This window comes from Pseudomonas salomonii (assembly GCF_900107155.1).
Taxonomy (GTDB): Bacteria; Pseudomonadota; Gammaproteobacteria; order Pseudomonadales; family Pseudomonadaceae; genus Aquipseudomonas; species Aquipseudomonas salomonii.
The window spans coordinates 43028-56980 of sequence record NZ_FNOX01000002.1 but is presented as its reverse complement, the minus strand read 5'-3'; the positions used below and the strand labels follow the sequence as shown (position 1 = coordinate 56980).

Annotated in this window: 16 protein-coding genes and 1 pseudogene; 13 read left to right on the top strand and 4 right to left on the bottom strand. The window is 61.3% G+C overall.

Annotation, left to right across the window (positions count from 1 at the left end; genetic code table 11):
* Window positions 1–26: 26 nt before the first annotated feature.
* From BLV67_RS04335 to BLV67_RS04305, 7 genes and pseudogenes are all read left to right on the top strand, one after another.
* Window positions 27–1091: an NAD(P)H-dependent flavin oxidoreductase gene (locus BLV67_RS04335; RefSeq protein ID WP_069787474.1), complete on the top strand. Its 1065-nt coding sequence runs from the start codon at window positions 27–29 to the stop codon at window positions 1089–1091.
* A 112-nt stretch (window positions 1092–1203) separates the two neighbouring features.
* The gene (gene modA, locus BLV67_RS04330; RefSeq protein ID WP_065929970.1) at window positions 1204–1962 is read left to right on the top strand and encodes a molybdate ABC transporter substrate-binding protein; all 759 of its coding nucleotides are present in this window, start codon (window positions 1204–1206) and stop codon (window positions 1960–1962) included.
* The gene (gene modB, locus BLV67_RS04325) at window positions 1959–2645 is read left to right on the top strand and encodes a molybdate ABC transporter permease subunit (RefSeq protein WP_176727930.1); all 687 of its coding nucleotides are present in this window, start codon (window positions 1959–1961) and stop codon (window positions 2643–2645) included. Before modA ends, modB begins: the two co-directional genes overlap by 4 nt.
* 5 nt (window positions 2646–2650) lie before the next feature.
* The gene (modC, locus tag BLV67_RS04320) at window positions 2651–3730 is read left to right on the top strand and encodes a molybdenum ABC transporter ATP-binding protein (protein WP_069787472.1); all 1080 of its coding nucleotides are present in this window, start codon (window positions 2651–2653) and stop codon (window positions 3728–3730) included.
* A 74-nt stretch (window positions 3731–3804) separates the two neighbouring features.
* Window positions 3805–4854 carry a DNA topoisomerase IB gene (locus BLV67_RS04315; protein WP_065929967.1) on the top strand — a complete coding sequence of 350 codons (1050 nt, stop codon included), beginning with the start codon at window positions 3805–3807 and terminating at the stop codon, window positions 4852–4854.
* A 124-nt stretch (window positions 4855–4978) separates the two neighbouring features.
* A pseudogene (locus BLV67_RS04310) lies at window positions 4979–6603 on the top strand (ABC-F family ATP-binding cassette domain-containing protein).
* Between the two features lie 69 nt (window positions 6604–6672).
* Complete coding sequence (locus BLV67_RS04305; protein ID WP_069787471.1) at window positions 6673–7377, top strand: YoaK family protein; 705 nt, start codon at window positions 6673–6675, stop codon at window positions 7375–7377.
* A gap of 145 nt (window positions 7378–7522) precedes the next feature.
* On the opposite strand, the gene BLV67_RS04300 is transcribed toward BLV67_RS04305, so the two are convergent.
* From BLV67_RS04300 to BLV67_RS04285, 4 genes are all read right to left on the bottom strand, one after another.
* A complete protein-coding gene (locus tag BLV67_RS04300) occupies window positions 7523–7876 on the bottom strand; it encodes a lipoprotein (protein WP_065929965.1) in 354 nt (117 codons plus the stop codon).
* Window positions 7877–8120: 244 nt separating this feature from the next.
* Complete coding sequence (locus tag BLV67_RS04295; protein WP_056860088.1) at window positions 8121–8432, bottom strand: AzlD domain-containing protein; 312 nt, start codon at window positions 8430–8432, stop codon at window positions 8121–8123.
* On the bottom strand, window positions 8429–9124 hold the full coding sequence (locus tag BLV67_RS04290) for an AzlC family ABC transporter permease (protein WP_069787470.1): 696 nt from the start codon (window positions 9122–9124) through the stop codon (window positions 8429–8431). The genes BLV67_RS04295 and BLV67_RS04290 overlap by 4 nt, the downstream gene beginning before the upstream one ends.
* Window positions 9125–9199: 75 nt before the next feature.
* Complete coding sequence (locus BLV67_RS04285; protein ID WP_065929963.1) at window positions 9200–9415, bottom strand: hypothetical protein; 216 nt, start codon at window positions 9413–9415, stop codon at window positions 9200–9202.
* Window positions 9416–9592: 177 nt separating this feature from the next.
* On the opposite strand from BLV67_RS04285, the gene BLV67_RS04280 reads away from it, so the two are divergent.
* From BLV67_RS04280 to BLV67_RS04255, 6 genes are all read left to right on the top strand, one after another.
* On the top strand, window positions 9593–9949 hold the full coding sequence (locus BLV67_RS04280) for a metalloregulator ArsR/SmtB family transcription factor (RefSeq protein WP_065929962.1): 357 nt from the start codon (window positions 9593–9595) through the stop codon (window positions 9947–9949).
* A 19-nt stretch (window positions 9950–9968) separates the two neighbouring features.
* Window positions 9969–11252: an arsenic transporter gene (locus tag BLV67_RS04275; protein ID WP_069787469.1), complete on the top strand. Its 1284-nt coding sequence runs from the start codon at window positions 9969–9971 to the stop codon at window positions 11250–11252.
* Between the two features lie 13 nt (window positions 11253–11265).
* Entirely contained in the window at window positions 11266–11736 is a 471-nt protein-coding gene (locus tag BLV67_RS04270) for an arsenate reductase ArsC (RefSeq protein WP_065929960.1), read from the top strand.
* 123 nt (window positions 11737–11859) lie between these two features.
* Complete coding sequence (locus BLV67_RS04265; protein WP_065929959.1) at window positions 11860–12654, top strand: AraC family transcriptional regulator; 795 nt, start codon at window positions 11860–11862, stop codon at window positions 12652–12654.
* Between the two features lie 72 nt (window positions 12655–12726).
* Entirely contained in the window at window positions 12727–13338 is a 612-nt protein-coding gene (locus BLV67_RS04260; RefSeq protein ID WP_069787468.1) for a LysE family transporter, read from the top strand.
* A gap of 318 nt (window positions 13339–13656) precedes the next feature.
* Complete coding sequence (locus BLV67_RS04255) at window positions 13657–13950, top strand: hypothetical protein (RefSeq protein ID WP_065929957.1); 294 nt, start codon at window positions 13657–13659, stop codon at window positions 13948–13950.
* Window positions 13951–13953: the final 3 nt, after the last annotated feature.

Here is a 13953-nt window from a genome sequence, read left to right as displayed (position 1 = left end):
TCTTACTCACGCTGGAGACGCATCCCATGAGCACCTGGCCAGACACCCGCATTCTCGACCTGCTGGGCATCGACGTGCCGATCATCCAGGCGCCGATGGCCGGCGCCACCACCACCACGATGGTCATTGCCGCCAATCAGGCTGGCGCCTTGGGCTCAATGCCCGCCGCCGCGCTGAGCATCGAGCAACTGCGCGAAGCCTTGAGCACCATTCGCCAAGCCAGCAATGGCCCGATCAACGTCAATTTCTTCTGCCACCAACCGCCACCGGCTGATCAAGCGCGTGACCAGCGCTGGAAGGCGTTGCTGGAACCCTACTACCGCGAACTGGGCGCCGATTTTGATGCACCCACCCCGGTGTCCAACCGCGCGCCATTCAACGAAGCCGCCTGCAAAGTCGTCGAAGAGTTTCGCCCCGAGGTGGTGAGCTTTCACTTTGGGCTACCGGAACAAGCCTTGCTCGATCGGGTTAAAGCCACCGGTGCCAAGGTGCTGTCCTCGGCGACCACCGTTGAAGAAGCCATATGGCTCGAACAGCATGGCTGCGATGCAATCATTGCAATGGGCATTGAAGCGGGCGGGCACCGAGGGATTTTCCTCAGTGACGACCTCAACACCCAAATCGGCTTGATGGCGCTGGTGCCGCAAATTGTTGACGCGGTGAAGGTGCCGGTGATCGCCGCAGGCGGCATTGGCGATGCACGCGGCGTCGTCGCGGCATTCGCCCTGGGTGCCTCGGCGGTGCAAATCGGCACCGCGTACCTGTTCACCCCTGAAGCCAACGTCAGCGGGTCACACCACTATGCCTTGCGCCATGCCCAGGCCAGCGAAACCGCGTTGACCAATCTGTTCACCGGCCGCCCGGCGCGCGGCATCGTCAATCGGGTGATGCGTGAACTGGGCGCGATCAACCCAACGGCACCGGCATTCCCCACCTCTGGCGGCGCCCTGATGCCGCTCAAGGCCAGGGATGAAGCCGGCTTCAGCAACCTGTGGGCAGGCCAGGCACTGCGTCTGGGTAGAGATATTTCCACGTATGACCTGACCCGTCAGCTGGCCGAACAGGTGCTGGCCAGGCTCAAGCGCGACTGACACTTGGGGCAACTTTGCACTGTACCGGCAATGGCCAACCGCTATATATTCTCATACATAGCGATAAAGCCTTTTACCTAGAGCATGCCGTACACCCCCAAGGAGCTGCTTCATGATGATCCGCGCTTCACGCCTGGCCCCCCTTATTGCCGCCTTTGCCTTCGGCACTGCCCACGCCGATGAAGTCCAGGTGGCTGTCGCCGCCAACTTCACCGCGCCGATCCAGGCGATGGCCGCCGATTTCGAAAAAGACACCGGCCACAAGTTGGTCGCCGCCTACGGCGCTACCGGCCAGTTCTATACCCAGATCAAGAACGGCGCGCCGTTCGAAGTGTTCCTCAGCGCCGATGACACCACCCCGCAAAAGCTTGAAAGCGAAGGCGACACGGTCAAAGGTTCACGCTTCACCTACGCGGTCGGCACCCTGGCGCTGTGGTCGGCCAAAGAAGGTTATGTGGATGCCAGGGGCGACGTGCTGAAGAAAAACGACTTCAAACACCTGTCCATCGCCAACCCGAAAGCGGCGCCTTATGGCCTGGCGGCCACTCAAGTGCTGGCTAAAGAAGGCTTGACCGAGAAGGTCAGGGACAAACTGGTCGAAGGCCAGAACATCACCCAGGCCTACCAGTTCGTGTCCACCGGCAACGCCGAGCTGGGTTTTGTCGCACTGTCGCAGATCTACAAGGACGGCAAGGTCACCAGCGGTTCGGCGTGGATCGTTCCGGCGGCCATGCATGACCCGATCAAGCAAGACGCGGTGATCCTCAATAAAGGCAAGGACAGCGCGGCGGCCAAAGCCTTGGTTGAATACCTCAAGGGGCCAAAAGCCGCTGCGGTGATCAAGTCCTACGGTTACGAATTGGCCCACTGAATATGCCGCTGTCGAGTGCCGATTTTTCCGCCATCTGGTTGACCCTCAAACTGGCGTCACTGACCACTGTGATCTTGCTGATCATCGGCACTCCGATTGCCCTGTGGCTGTCGCGCACCCGCTCCTGGTGGCGCGGCCCCATAGGCGCGATTGTCGCGTTGCCGTTGGTGTTGCCACCGACGGTCATCGGTTTTTACCTGCTGTTGACCATGGGCCCCAACGGTTATTTCGGCCAGTTCACCCAATGGCTGGGCCTGGGCACCCTGACGTTCAGTTTCGCCGGGCTGGTGATCGGCTCGGTGATCTATTCCATGCCGTTTGTGGTGCAGCCGCTGCAAAACGCCTTCTCCGCCATTGGCACGCGCCCACTGGAAGTGGCGGCGACGCTGCGCGCCAACCCTTGGGACACATTTTTCACGGTGATCCTGCCCCTGGCCCGCCCTGGTTTTATCACCGCCTCGATTCTGGGCTTCGCTCACACCGTCGGTGAGTTCGGCGTGGTGCTGATGATCGGCGGCAATATCCCCGACAAGACCCGCGTGGTCTCGGTGCAGATCTACGACCACGTCGAGGCCATGGAATACGCCCAGGCCCACTGGCTGGCCGGCTCCATGGTGGTGTTCGCTTTTCTCGTATTGCTGGCGCTCTATTCCAGCCGTAAAACCAAGATGGGCTGGAGCTGACCGCCATGATGGATGTACGCCTGAACGTGAAGTACCCAGGTTTTGCGCTGGACGTCGACCTGCACCTGCCCGGCCGTGGCGTAACCGCACTGTATGGGCATTCCGGCTCCGGCAAGACCACCTGCCTGCGCTGTATCGCCGGGCTTGAGCGGGCTGCAGACGGGTTGGTCCAAATTAACGGTGAGGTCTGGCAAGACAGCCGCAACGGCATATTTGTGCCGCCGCATAAGCGCGCATTGGGTTATGTGTTCCAGGAGGCGAGCCTGTTTGCGCATTTGTCGGTGCGCGCCAATCTGGAATTCGGCCTCAAGCGTATTGCACGCTCGCTTCGCCGCGTGCACCTGGCCCAGGCGGCCGAACTGCTCGGCATTGGCCACTTGCTTGAACGCCACCCGCAGCACTTGTCCGGCGGCGAACGTCAGCGCGTCGGCATCGCCCGCGCGCTGCTCACCAGCCCGCAGTTGTTGTTGATGGATGAACCCCTGGCGGCCCTGGACAGCAAGCGCAAAAGCGAGATTCTGCCCTACCTCGAACGCCTGCACGATGAGTTGGATATTCCGGTGCTGTACGTCAGCCATGCCCAGGACGAGGTCGCGCGCCTGGCCGATCACATCGTGCTGTTAAGTGACGGCAAGGCCCTGGCCAGCGGCCCCATCGGCGAAACCCTGGCACGCCTGGACTTGCCGATGGCGCTGGGCGATGACGCCGGGGTGGTCATCAATGGCAGCGTGCTTGCCTACGATGAACACTATCAACTGCTCACCCTGCAATTGCCCGACAGCCCGTTGCAAATGCGCGTGGCTCATGCACCGCTGGCGTTGGGCAAACCGTTGCGGGTCAAGGTGCAGGCGCGCGACGTCAGCCTCAGCCTGCACGCCGAGGAAGCCAGCAGCATCCTCAACCGCTTGCCGGTGACGGTCACCCAGGAAATAGCGGCGGACAACAGCGCCCACGTGCTGGTGCGCCTGGATGCCGGCGGTACGCCGCTGCTGGCGAGGATTACCCGTTTCTCCCGCGACCAACTGCACCTGCATCCGGGCCAGGCGTTGTGGGCGCAAATCAAGGCGGTGGCGGTGTTGGCGTAAGTATTTGGCACCCGCGCAAAACCCTGTGGTCAATCAGGTATACCGGCCTGATCTGTTGCCAAGGAACCTGCACCATGCCTGACTCTGCGCTGCCTGCCGACCTGCCCCGCGACCTGCATTATGTGGACGACACCCAACCCGGCATCCGCCGCAAAAAGCTGCGTGGCACGTTTCACTACGTCGACCCCAAAGGCCAGCGCATCACCGATGCCGATGAAATCAAACGTCTGAATGCCCTGGCCGTGCCACCGGCCTACACCGATGTATGGATCTGCGCCGACCCGCGCGGGCATCTGCAAGCCACCGGCCGTGATGCCCGAGGCCGTAAGCAGTACCGCTATCACGCGCGCTGGCGCGAAGTGCGCGACACCGACAAATACTCGCGCCTGCAAGAGTTCGGCAATGCCTTGCCCAAACTGCGCAAGCAATTGGAAGCGCAAATCGCCGCGCCGGGGTTCACCCGTGAAAAAGTCCTGGCCACCGTGGTGATGCTGCTGGACGCCACACTGATCCGCGTCGGCAACACCCAATATGCCCGCGACAACAAATCCTACGGGCTGACCACCCTGCGCAACCGCCATGTGGACATCAAGGGCAGCGAGATCCAGTTCCAGTTTCGCGGCAAGAGTGGCGTCGAGCACCAGGTCAGCGTCAAGGACCGGCGCCTGGCCACGGTGGTCAAGCGCTGCCTGGAGTTGCCGGGGCAGAATCTGTTTCAGTACCTGGACGAAGACGGCGAGCGCCACACTGTCAGTTCCCACGACGTGAATGCCTATTTGCACAGCCTCACCGGCGCCGATTTCACCGCCAAGGATTACCGCACCTGGGCCGGTACCGCCATGGCCCTGGCGGTGTTGCGCGAGTTGGAGTGGCAGCCCGAATCCGATGCCAAGCGCCACGTGGTGGCGATGGTTAAAGATGTCGCCAAGCAGTTGGGCAATACACCGGCAGTGTGCCGCAAGTGCTACATCCACCCTGCCGTGCTGGAGCATTTCAGCCTGGGCGAACTGTCCAAACTGCCCAAACCACGGGTGCGCAAGGGCCTCAAAGCCGAAGAAGTCGCGCTGGCGATGTTCCTCGAGCAATTGGCCAGCGACTTGCCCAAGGGCGCCAAGCCGGGTTAGCCTTCGGGTCCCTTCTGACTCACGGGATGAGCGCCGACGTGAACCACTAAGCCTTCCAAAATGTACCTGCAACCAGCCGCCTGGCGCGCTTGTTGGCCTGTTCGACATTTTTTTGGAGGTGCTGATGACTGACGTCAAACGCCTGCCCGTATTGGTTTCCCTGCAACACGTGTGCTTCCAGTTCGCCAATGGCGAAACCTTGCTGGAAGACCTCACCCTGTCCATTGATTACACACCCACCGGGATTGTCGGCCGTAATGGTCGCGGTAAAAGTATCCTGGCGAAGCTGCTTGCCGGGGTGCTTGCGCCCTCTTCCGGTACGCTGGACGGCAAGGCCCGCGTAGCTTACGTCGCACAGAGCCTGACGCTGCAACCGGGAGCAAGCCTTGCGCAGATCACCGATACCGCCCAAGCCCTGGCCGCGCTTGGGCGCATGGCCCGAGGCGAGGCCCGGGCCGGTGACCTTGAGCTGATTGACGATCGCTGGGACCTTGCCGAACGCTTGCGTGCCGCACTCGATGGCGCAGGTTTACACGCGCTCGGCTTTGACGCGCCAGCCAATCAGCTGAGTGGCGGCCAGTTGGCCAGGGTTGCCGTCATCGGTGCGCTATTGGCGGCGCCGGATCTGCTGGTGCTGGATGAACCCACCAACCACCTCGACAGCCATGGACGCGAGTGGCTGCTGCGGGTTTTGCGCGAGTGGCGCGGCGGTTTGGTGGTGGTCAGCCATGATCGACAGCTGCTCAATACCCTGGCGCGCATCGTCGAGCTGTCGCCCCTTGGCATGCGTGTGTATGGCGGCAATTACGCTGCCTATCGCCAGCAGCGCGATACCGAGCAGCACGCTGCCGCCATGGCGCTCGAGCATGCTCGCCTGCAACGCAGCCGCGAACGCAAGCGCCTGCAAAAAGATCACGACAACCTGCAACGCAATGCCGCACGCTCACGCAAGCACGCCGAAACCGCCAACGTTGATCGCTTTACCAAAGCCCGCTGGAAAGGCGCCGCCAAGGAAATCGTCAGCACGGTGCGCAGCGCTCACCACGCCTACAAGAATGAGCTGGATGGGCAGGTGCGCCAGGCTTATGCGCGTGTCGCCGATGAAACCCCGACCTTGCTCGCCCTGCCCGGCTCGGCCTTGCCCAACGGCCGACACCTACTCACCCTGGAGCATGCCCAACTGCCGTGGCTCGACCCGCACCAGCCGGCGACTTACCTCTCGCTCAACCTGATCGGCCCGGTACGCGTGGCCGTGCGTGGTGCGGCAAGTCCACGCTGCTCAAGCTGCTGGCAGGCCAATGGCAGGCGGTCAGCGGCGCCTGCACGGTGTCGATACCCGCCGCGTATATCGATCAGCACCTGGCGCTGCTGATGGATGAGCGTTCCATCGTGGAACAACTCAACCTGCTCGACACGCCTCTGGCCGAAGCCGAGCTGCGCACGCGCCTGGCCTTGTTGCAACTGGACGCGGTGCGCGTCACCCAACCCACCGGCCAACTGAGCGGCGGCGAACGCTTGAAAGCCGCAATGGCGATCGCCTTGTGGCGCGATTCCCCGGCGCAACTGCTATTGCTGGACGAGCCCACCAACCCTCTGGACCTGGAATCGGTACTGGCCTTTGAACAGGCGCTGCGCGGGTTTACCGGGGCGATTGTCGCGGTATCCCATGACGAGGCGTTCATCCAGGCGATCCGGCCGACCCACCATTTGATCTGGCAGCCCGGCGGCTGGCGACTGGAAAGTGTCTGAGGTCATTGCACGCGCGGCCGAAGCGTCCTACGGTAGTGGCCGAATAATCTCACCGCGGAGCCCGGTCCTATGTTGCCTTCGTCCCAAAGGCCTTACGCCAATGCAGCACTTGCCCATCGCCAACGCTGGCGCGGGCGGGTCGGCTTGATGCTGGTGGCCAGCCTGTCGGTGCTGGCGGGCATGACCGATGCGATTGGCTTTATGGCCAGCGGGGATTTTGTTTCATTCATGAGCGGCAACACCACGCGCCTGGCGGTGGCGATCAGCGCCGGCGACCTGGGCCTGACCGGGCGCCTGCTGTTGCTGGTGGCGATGTTTGTGCTGGGCAACGCCCTGGGTGTAGTGGTCAGCCGCTTCAGCCGCCGGCATGCGCTGCCTTTGCTGCTGTGCATCGCCGCCTTGTTGTGCGGCGCGGCGCTGTGGCCCTTCGACGATACGTTGCCGGCGCTGCTGGCGGCGATCCTGGCCATGGGCATGCTCAATGCGGCCGTGGAAGAGGTCAATGGTTTGCCGGTGGGCCTGACCTATGTGACCGGCGCGCTCTCACGTTTTGGCCGCGGGCTGGGGCGCTGGATACTGGGGGAGCGGCGTAATGGTTGGCGGGTGCAATTGGTGCCGTGGGTCGGCATGTTCGTGGGCGCCGTGATCGGCGCGGTGCTGGAGCACCAGTTCGGGCTCAAGGCGCTGCTGGTCAGTGGCGCATTGGCCGCCGTGCTGGGGCTGGTGTCACTGAAGATTCCCCGGCGCTGGCACTTGGGCTACATGCCGCGCTAGGAAGAAAACGAGGCCCGCTCGACGGTAAGGCCTCGACGTCCGTGTACTGGTAAAGAGCCATCACGTCGAGCGAGCGAAACGAATGATAAACCTATGCCCCGCGACTGTCCCGCCGGGCGTTTCCGAAAAATGCTAGGGAGACAGCCTACAGACAGGTTGCCAGTGCGGCCAATCGACGCTTGGCCGGCATCGTGTCCTGGGCGGCATAGTAGTTGACGCTGGAGCCGCCACCGGCTACGCGCACATCGGCGAAGTAGTCACCGCCCGTGGTGTAGACGGTAAAACCACCGGCTTCGAGCGGCTCTTTGAAGCCACCGGCATCAACGCCGAACACCGCCTCGTCCTGCCAGCCGAACTGAATGCATTGGGCTACCACCAATGTGGCCTTGTCCGACGCCAGGGTCTTGTAGGGCTGACCGCTGCGCGCGTCCTTCATCTTCGAGCCCGCACAGCCGGACAGTGCGGCCACTGCCAATGCGCCAATTACCAGCTTTCGCATGCCATTGCTTCCTTTGGAAAAAATGCGACTTTACCACTCTCCGGTGATTGTCTGATGCGTGCATGAACTTTGTTTCACTGTGAAGGATGCGCCTGGCCCCTATAGTCAGCAGGCTCATTTTTAAGAAGTATCCCTTCTGCCCGCTCTCCCGCGGGCTTTTTTTTGCCTGCGATTTCAGGGCGAGATGCGGTCAACCTGTGGGAGCCGGGGTTGCCACAGCAAAAGCAACACCAAGGCGTGCCCCTCAAAACCACCAGCGAAACAAATAAAACAACCCCATGCTCAACAGCACCGTAATCAACACGCTACGCGTCCAGAACATCAACGCCACCGCACAAACACCCGCCAGCAAATAAGGATTACCCGGGCTCAGATTCAACTTATGGTCAGCAAGAAAAATGATCGGCCCGCAAATCGCTGTCAGCATCCCAGGCACTGCAAACCCCAAAAACTCCCGCGCCCCACGGTTAAGCCGCACCGGCAAACGCGGCTCGATAAACAGGTAACGGTTAAGGAAAACCACCAGCCCCATGGCCACAATCATGATGTAGATCACTTCTGCCCTCCCCCCAGTCGCTTGCAGGCAAACCCTGCACTCATGCCCAACACCCCGGACACCACCACCGCCGACTCCCAGTGCAGAAAGCTCAGCCACACCGAAAACAGCAGCGACACCGCCACGCACACCACCGTTGGCACATCACGCACCACCGGGGTAATCAACGCGATAAAGGTCGCAGCAATCGAAAACTCCAGCCCCAACTGGTCGAGCCCGGGAATGCTTTTGCCAAGCACAATGCCGGCCAGGGTAAAAAGGTTCCAGGCGATGTAAAACGTCAGCCCCACCCCCAACGCATACCAGCGATTGAACGTCTCACGGTCATAGTGGTTGACCAGTGCGAAGAACTCATCAGTGAGCAAAAAGCCCAGGCTCATGCGCCAACGGGCGTTGAGTGACGAGAGTGTCGGGCGCATGTGCATGCCATACAGCAAGTGCTGGGAAGTCAGCAGCAAGGTGGTCAGCACAATCGAAATCAGGCTGGCGCCGCTCTTGACCATGCCGATGGCCACCAACTGCGCGGCACCGGCAAACACGATGGCGGACAAGCCCTGGGCCTGCAGCGGGGTAAATTGCGCGTCGATGGCCATGGAGCCGGCGAGCAGCCCCCACGGCGCACAGGCCAGGGATAACGGAATAACGGCGATGGCGCCGCGGGCGAAGGCGTAATGCGGTAAGGCAGCAGGCATGGAGACGGCTCATCGACAAACAGTCGACAAGCATGCCAGCGTTTAAAGCAGGTTGTCTTGAACGATCTTGCGCACTCAGGCGAGCTTGACCGACACCTGCTCCACCGATTCACGCGCCTCACGCAGTTCATGGGCGTCCTGATTGAGCCGGTGAATGGTATTGAGCAGGCGTTGGCGCAGCACTTCATCGCCGAGTTTTTCGACGGCGCGCATCAGGTCAAACGCCGCAGTTTCGTTATTGTCCGCGACGGAATCGAGGGTCTTGCGCAGGTTGCGAGTGGCACGGGTCACGCGGGTTCATCCTTCATCAGCAATGGGCAGGCACTTTAGGACATTCGTGTTTCATTTTAATTTCAGTCACTTGTGGCGGATTGAAGGGCGTTTGATCCACATCAATCGAAATCAGGATTTGACCTACATATATGGATATTCGTATATTCGTATAACCATATATGAAAGACCTTGATCATGTCGGATCCCCTCTCCCCGCCCACTCTGTTCAAATGCCTGGCCGACGCCACCCGCGCCCGCCTGACGTTATTGATCCTGCGCGAAGGCGAACTTTGCGTGTGCGAACTGATCCATGCTCTGGACGACAGCCAGCCAAAGATCTCCCGTCACCTGGCGCAACTGCGCAGTGGCGGGTTGCTGCTGGATCGTCGTCAGGGCCAATGGATCTACTACCGCATCAACCCGGCACTGCCCGCATGGGTCACTCAAGTGCTGGACACCACCTTGCAAGCCAACCAGCCCTGGTTGCATCACGACGCGCAGCGTCTTGCTGCCATGGGCGACCGACCACAACGGGCCAGCACCTGCTGCTGAGCCATCGGAGCGTTAATTCATGCTTGTCGCAATTGGCATTTTTATCTTCACCATCGTCCTGGTCATCTGGCAGCCCAAGGGCCTGGGGGTCGGCTGGAGTGCAAGCATGGGCGCCATTCTGGCCCTGGCCTGCGGGGTCATCAGCCTGGCGGATATCCCCGTGGTGTGGCACATCATCTGGAACGCCACCGGCACCTTTGTTGCGCTGATTGTCATCAGCCTGTTGCTCGACGAGGCTGGCTTCTTTGCCTGGACCGCCCTGCATGTGGCGCGTTGGGGCCGTGGCCGTGGCCGGCGGCTGTTTGCCTATATGGTGCTGCTGGGCGCGCTGGTTTCGGCGCTGTTTGCCAACGACGGCGCCGCGTTGATCCTTACGCCCATCGTCATGTCGATGCTGCTGGCCTTGCGCTTTTCTCCGGCAGCGACCCTGGCGTTTGTGATGGGCGCGGGGTTTATCGCGGATACCGCGAGCCTGCCGCTGGTGGTGTCGAACCTGGTGAATATCGTCTCGGCGGATTACTTCAAGATCGGCTTCAACGAATACGCGGCGGTGATGGTGCCGGTGAACTTCGTCAGTGTCGCCGCCACCCTTGCGGTCCTGCTGTGGTTCTTTCGCCGGGATATTCCCCAGGCCTACGACCCGGCCGACCTCGAAGACCCCGCCAGCGCCATCCATGATCGTGCGACCTTTCGTGCCGGCTGGTGGGTGTTGGGCATCTTGCTGGTGGGCTGTTTCGCGTTAGAGCCGCTGGGCATTCCCATCAGTGCGATTTCCGCCGTGTGCGCTGTGTTGCTGCTGGTGATCGCCGCCAAGGGCCACAAGATCTCTACGCGCAAAGTGTTGAAAGAAGCGCCGTGGCAGATCGTGATTTTTTCCCTGGGCATGTACCTGGTGGTCTACGGCCTGCGCAACGCCGGCCTGACCACCTACCTCGCCACCTGGCTCGACACCTTTGCCACCTACGGCGTATGGGGCGCGGCCATGGGCACCGGCGTGCTGACGGCGCTGTTGTCGTCGGCGATGAACAACCTGCCGACGGTGCTGATCGGCGCGCTGTCGATCGAGTCCAGCCATGCCGTGGGCGTGGTCAAGGACGCGATGATCTACGCCAACGTGATCGGCAGCGACCTGGGCCCCAAGATCACCCCGATCGGCAGCCTGGCCACCTTGTTGTGGCTGCATATCCTGGCGCGCAAAGGCATCACCATCACCTGGGGTTACTACTTCAAGGTCGGCATCGTGCTGACCTTGCCGGTGCTGCTGATCACCCTCGCCGCCCTCGCCTTGCGCCTGAGTCTCTGAAGGAGATACCACAATGAAAGTCCTGTTCATGTGTACCGCCAACAGCTGCCGCAGCATCTTGTCCGAGGCGATGTTCAACCACCTGGCGCCCCCAGGTTTTGAGGCGATCAGCTCCGGCAGCTTCCCCAAAGGCCAGGTGCTGCCGCGCAGCCTGAGCACGTTGCAGGCCGCGGGCATCAGCACCGAAGGTCTGTACAGCAAGGGCAATGAGGCCTTTGAGGGCAGCCCGCCGGATGTGGTGATTACCGTGTGCGACAAAGCTGCGGGCGAAGCGTGCCCGGTATATTTCGGGCCGGCGGTCAAGGCGCATTGGGGGTTGGAAGACCCGTCCGACATTGACGGTAACGAGGCAAGTATCGACGCGGCCTTCAACACCACATTGGACATCATCGCCAGGCGCTGCAGGGCGTTTTTCGCTCTGCACTTGGCCAGCCTTAGCCCTGCCGAGCTGAAGACCGAACTCGACCACATCGCGCAGTCGTAACTGGAGAAGCGGATGACCAGGTTGCCAAATCCGAGCACAACCCTGACGCAGCGTGTCAGCCAACGGTCGATTTGAGCGGCCCTGTCAGCGTATGCTCATGCTGAACGCCTTTGGAGCTGACGCATGAGCGCCATATATCACGCCTGGCTGGGCAATTACGAAGTCAGCAGCACCGCTTGCACCGGCCTGACCTTTGCCCGCCATAGCCATGATGAATGCGTGATCGGCGTAAACCTGGTCGGTGAGGAAAAGGTCTGGCTCGACCGCCGCGAATTCGAAGCCGGGCCGGGCAGCATCACGCTGTACAACCCCGGTCAGATTCAGGGCGGCGGCGCGGCACAAGGCGCGCCCTGGCAGTTTGTCAGCCTGTATGCCACAGCCAACCAAATGGCGGCTGACCTTGGGTTGGCGCAGTTGGAGTTCGATCGTTCGTTGTGCTTTCAGCCTGATCTGGCGCAGCGCCTGGCAGTGGCGGTGAAAGGCGCCTTGAGTACCGACGCATTGGTCCGCGATCTCAATGAGGAAGCCTTGGTGTTGCTACTGGGTGAGGTGGTCGGCGTCAGTGGTGTGCGTGTACCTGGCAGCACAGCAACGGGCAAAAGCATGATCAGCCGCGCCCAGGAATTGCTGGCTGCGCACTTGCATCAAGTGTTGCCCCTGGACCACCTCGGCGATGAGCTGGGATTGTCCAAATTTCACCTGCTGCGCGCCTTCCAGAAGGAAACCGGGCTCAGCCCGCGACAATGGGCGATGCAACTGCGCACCCGCCGCGCCAAAGGCTTGTTGCGCAATGGCATAGCGGCCAGCGAGGTCGCCCATGACCTGGGCTTTGCTGACCAAAGCCACCTCAACCGGCATTTTCGCGCCGCTTATGGCATCACGCCCGGCCGCTATCAAAGCGTGTTGTTTAAACGCTGAAGCGCAATCTGGTTCAAGACGCCCGGCCCACCTGCGGCCACACTGCCCGCCCTCTCTTGAAGGAACACGGGCATGTTGACGATCTTCTTTTACGCGCTGGTATTCGGTTTTGTGTTTTGCCTGTCTCCCGGCGCGGTGCTGGCAGAGACGCTGCGCCGGGGCCTGCTGCACGGTTTCACCCCGGCCTTGCTGGTGCAGATCGGCTCGCTGGTAGGCGATGCGGTGTGGGCGGTGATCGGCCTTACCGGCATCGCCTTGCTGATCCAGCATGACGCGGTGCGTGTGCCGCTAACGGTGGTCTGCGCGCTGTACCTGGCCTGGCTGGGGATGCGCAGCTTGATCGATGCCTGGCACTTGCCCGAGTCGAGCAGCGCGCCCGCCAGCTCCAGGCAAAATGCGCTGGTGGTAGGCGCGGCGATTTCCCTGGCCAATCCGAAAAACATTGTCTATTGGGGCGCGCTGGGCAGCGCCTTGTCCGGCATCGTCGGCACCACGCCCAGCCCTGGGCAAACGCTGATATTTTTTGCGGGCTTTATGCTGGCATCGGTGTTGTCGTGCTTTCTGATTGCAGCGCTGGTCAACCTGCTGCGCAAGAACGCCTCACCGTTATGGCAACGCATCAGTTACGGCGCCTGTGGTTTGGTACTGATCTATCTGGCAGTTCTGGCCGCACACGGTATATGAAGTTATATATCGCACAACTTGTCGGTGCGGCTTATCTGAATGAACTCTGAACACCGACGCATTTAACCAACTATGCGTTGACATTTTGTAACCAGCTGAGTAGATTGCCCCTGCCCACAACTGGGGCCTTTTTTAAACCTCACAAAAGAAGCCAATGGACACAGTATCTAGTCGCTGTCCGAGCACCGCTCACGCGGGCATCGGGCGCCAAACCCAGAATATGACAGGACTCGCCTTCCAGGTCCGGTAAGCTGCGCTAGAGCTTGATGCTCCACCGTAACTGCCTCACCGGTCGCCCGTCCGGTCCCGAGGTGTGTTATGACCTTTCAATTGATTGTTTTGCCTGACATTCGCACGCTGGCCGCAGCCCTGCGCGCCAAGCTGTGCCGCGAGCCTGTAGGTTTTTCACCTACGCGCTCAACCTTTGCTGCGCCCTCTCCTCAACTGCGTCCGGCTGCCCCGCTGGCGCATTGGCGTATCTGCCCTGCCAGCGGCCAATTGCTGCAGCACTGGGACCACGCCGACCCTCAAGACCCGCAGAGACCCCAGGTTTCCACCCTGGCTCAAGCCAGCCTGTTGCTCGAGTTTTACCTGAGCACTCGCGCCGCTTAAACC

Coding starts and splice junctions, on each gene's coding strand:
- BLV67_RS04335 (WP_069787474.1), top strand. CDS start 27: ATGAGCACCTGGCCAGACACCCGCATTCTCGACCTGCTGGGCATCGAC.
- modA (WP_065929970.1), top strand. CDS start 1,204: ATGATGATCCGCGCTTCACGCCTGGCCCCCCTTATTGCCGCCTTTGCC.
- modC (WP_069787472.1), top strand. CDS start 2,651: ATGATGGATGTACGCCTGAACGTGAAGTACCCAGGTTTTGCGCTGGAC.
- BLV67_RS04315 (WP_065929967.1), top strand. CDS start 3,805: ATGCCTGACTCTGCGCTGCCTGCCGACCTGCCCCGCGACCTGCATTAT.
- BLV67_RS04305 (WP_069787471.1), top strand. CDS start 6,673: ATGTTGCCTTCGTCCCAAAGGCCTTACGCCAATGCAGCACTTGCCCAT.
- BLV67_RS04300 (WP_065929965.1), bottom strand. CDS start 7,876: ATGCGAAAGCTGGTAATTGGCGCATTGGCAGTGGCCGCACTGTCCGGC.
- BLV67_RS04290 (WP_069787470.1), bottom strand. CDS start 9,124: ATGCCTGCTGCCTTACCGCATTACGCCTTCGCCCGCGGCGCCATCGCC.
- BLV67_RS04280 (WP_065929962.1), top strand. CDS start 9,593: ATGTCGGATCCCCTCTCCCCGCCCACTCTGTTCAAATGCCTGGCCGAC.
- BLV67_RS04275 (WP_069787469.1), top strand. CDS start 9,969: ATGCTTGTCGCAATTGGCATTTTTATCTTCACCATCGTCCTGGTCATC.
- BLV67_RS04270 (WP_065929960.1), top strand. CDS start 11,266: ATGAAAGTCCTGTTCATGTGTACCGCCAACAGCTGCCGCAGCATCTTG.
- BLV67_RS04265 (WP_065929959.1), top strand. CDS start 11,860: ATGAGCGCCATATATCACGCCTGGCTGGGCAATTACGAAGTCAGCAGC.
- BLV67_RS04260 (WP_069787468.1), top strand. CDS start 12,727: ATGTTGACGATCTTCTTTTACGCGCTGGTATTCGGTTTTGTGTTTTGC.
- BLV67_RS04255 (WP_065929957.1), top strand. CDS start 13,657: ATGACCTTTCAATTGATTGTTTTGCCTGACATTCGCACGCTGGCCGCA.